We start from the raw sequence: 3,063 nt of genomic DNA on the forward strand, positions 1-3,063 counted from the left end.
CGTCGAGCAAGGCAATGTCCTGCGGCGTGGTCACGATCACGGCGCCCGTCATGGGAACGCGCTGGCTCAGGGTGAGCTGGATGTCGCCCGTGCCGGGCGGCATATCGACGATGAGGTAGTCCAGGTCGCGCCAGCGGGTCTGGCGCAGCAACTGCTCCAGCGCCTGGGTGGCCATGGGGCCGCGCCAGATCATGGCCTCGTCCTGATCGACGAGAAAACCGATGGACATGACCTGCACGCCGTAGTTCTCCAGCGGCTCCATGGTCTTTCCGTCCGCGCTCTCGGGGCGGCGGTTGATGCCCAGCATCATGGGCTGGCTGGGGCCGTAAATGTCGGCGTCGAGCACGCCCACGCTGGCGCCTTCCGCGGCCAGGGCCAGGGCCAGGTTCGCGGCCGTGGTGCTCTTGCCCACGCCCCCCTTGCCCGAGGCCACGGCGACGATGTTCTTGACCTGGGGCAGAAGGGGCACGCCGCGCTGCACGGCGTGGGCAATGATCCGGGTGCGGATATCGACCGAGACGTTCCCGACCCCCGCAACGCCCTTGGCCGCAGCCACCAGGCTGCGGCGCAATTCGGGCAGCAGGCTCTTGGCGGGGTAGCCCAGTTCCACGTCGAAGGCCACGTCGCTGCCGTCGATGCGCAGATCGCGCAGCGCCCGGGTGCTGACGAAATCCTTGCCCGTATGCGGGTCCTGCACGCGGGAAAGCGCGGCCAAAAGGCTTTGTTCTGTGACTGCCATGCAAATTCACTCCTGTGGGGCGGTGGGGCGCAGTCTATCGAAGCGCCCGGCCTCGCACATTCTTCACGGCACCGTGCCGCCGAGCCGGATGGGCCGCGATCGGGCGGCCGCTCTGCGGGACAATCTGCCCCCGCCCGCGCAGACCGCCCATGCCATCCACCGCCCGCCCTGAAACCCCCGACTCCCACGCTCCCCGGGCGCCCGCAACCGGCCTGCTGCTGACCGGCGGCGGCGCCCGGGCCGCGTACCAGGTGGGGGTGCTCGAGGCGATTGCCGACATCCGCCGCGCCTGCGGGGTGGGCCGCGCGCCGAACCCGTTTCCCATCATCGCCGGCACCTCGGCCGGGGCGATCAACGCGGCGGCGCTGGCCTGCGGCGCCGACGACTTCGGGCGGACGGTGCGCCGCATGGCGCGCGCGTGGCGCCAGGTCCACGCGCAGCAGGTGTACGGCGCCGATTCGCTGAGCGTGATGCGCAGCGGCGCGCGCTGGCTCACGCTGCTTTCCGTGGGCTGGGCGCTGGCGCGCTGGCGGCGCATGCACCCGCACTCGCTGCTGGACAATGCGCCGCTGGAAAAACTGCTCGCCGAGATGGTTCCCCTGGAACGCCTGCCCCAGCTCATCCGCGGGGGCAGCTGAGCGCGCTGGCAGTGACGGCTTCGAGCTATAGCTCGGGCGAGCACGTCACCTTCTTTGAAGCGGCCCAGCCCCTCAGGCCCTGGGTGCGCTCGCAGCGCAAGGCCGTGTGTGGCCCGATCACGCACGCGCACCTGCTGGCGTCCTCGGCGATCCCGTTCGTCTTTCCGGCCCGGGGTCTGGTGCTGGACGGGCACACCGAGTATTTTGGCGACGGCTCCATGCGCCAGTCGGCCCCCATCGCACCCGCGATCCACCTCGGGGCCGAGCGCATCGTGGTGATTGGCGCGGGCCGCATGCACGAGCCCCGGGACCACACTGCGGTGCAGCCCACGCCCGACTACCCCTCGCTGGCGCAGATCGCGGGGCACGCGCTGTCGAACATCTTTCTGGACGCCCTGGCGGTGGACGTGGAACGGGTGCTGCGCATCAACCAGACCCTGTCGCTGATCCCCGAAGAACGGCGTGCGCAGAGCGCGCTGCGCCCCATCGAACTGCTGGTGATCGCCCCCTCGCAGCGGCTCGACGCCGTGGCCGCGCGCCATGTGGGCGATCTGCCCGCGCCCGTGCGCGCCATGCTCGGCGCGCTCGGCGTGAGCTCCAGCCAGGCGGACGCGCGCAGCGCCGCGCTGGCCAGCTACCTGCTGTTCGAGGGGGGCTACACGCGGGAGCTGATGGCCCTGGGCCGGGCCGACACCCTGGCCCTGCGCGACAAGGTGTGCCGCTTCTTTGGCTGGAGCGACGGCGGCGCCTTCTTGCCTGCATCCTGATTCCCAAGGGCTGCGAGACATGCATCACCTGGCGGGAGCCAGGAGAACGCGCCGGTCCAGTGGCCACAAGGGGGAGGCCAGCGGTCTGCTCGGCTTCGCGGCGGAACCCGTATTTTGCCCCGGAAATAGCAGCACAAAATGAAACGGCTGCATCTTGCGTCATAGCAAGGCGAAAACCGTATGGATGGCGATGGTTTGCAACACCGCCATGACGGGAAAGGTGCATTTTGATGTGCTGATATTTGCGGGGCATGACACCAGTGCAGAGGAGCGGGAATTACCGTTTGCACTGAAGGGACAAGAGCAGTTACACGTCGCATCATTGGTTACGTACAATGATGTGTCATCTCAAACAGTTGCCTTCCCCCTTGTGGGCACCGCATTGCCAAGCAGGCCTGCATGAGGCAAGGCAAACCACCGAATCTGGCCACAGGCGACAGGTACTCCCGCGCCATCCACAGTACCCGCCCACCGATCAAGGAACGCCATGGCAACAACCACAGCCCTCACTGCCACGATCACGATTAGTGACAACAAACTAAGCCTTGGCGAAAGCGCCACCGTCACCATTACCTTCTCCGAAGCCATCCGTGCCAGCAGTTTCACCACCGACGACCTGACCGTGGGCGGTGGCGCGCAACTGTCCAACCTGCGCAGCACCGACCGTGGGACCACCTGGCAGGTCACGCTGACGGCCCCGGGGAATCCGGACCCTGACTCCACCAATCCCGGCACAGTGCGCGACTCGACGGGCAATCGGATCCGTGTCAACCTCGCCGGCGTCGTGACCAACAGAGCAAGCCAGGCGGGCGTGGGCGAGGCTGTCTCCACGGTCACCTACGACTTCGACGCCCGGCGCCCCACGGCCACCATCACGCTGGCCGACAGCGGACTCACCGCAGGGGAAAGCACCACCGTC

Annotated in this window: 2 protein-coding genes and 1 pseudogene; 2 read left to right on the plus strand and 1 reads right to left on the minus strand. The window is 68.1% G+C overall.

Annotation, left to right across the window (positions count from 1 at the left end; translation table 11 throughout):
- On the minus strand, window positions 1–739 hold a 739-nt coding region (locus VTU_RS0124505), incomplete at its 3' end, for a P-loop NTPase (protein ID WP_029554729.1).
- Between the two features lie 149 nt (window positions 740–888).
- Between VTU_RS0124505 and VTU_RS30265 the strand changes: the two are divergent.
- Window positions 889–2,144 (plus strand): annotated as a pseudogene (locus VTU_RS30265) (patatin-like phospholipase family protein).
- Window positions 2,145–2,631: 487 nt separating this feature from the next.
- Window positions 2,632–3,063: Ig-like domain-containing protein (locus tag VTU_RS0124515; RefSeq protein ID WP_010110414.1), on the plus strand; the 432-nt coding region annotated here is incomplete at its 3' end.

The organism is Verminephrobacter aporrectodeae subsp. tuberculatae At4 (assembly GCF_000193225.1).
In the GTDB taxonomy this organism is placed as follows: domain Bacteria; phylum Pseudomonadota; class Gammaproteobacteria; order Burkholderiales; family Burkholderiaceae_C; genus Acidovorax; species Acidovorax aporrectodeae.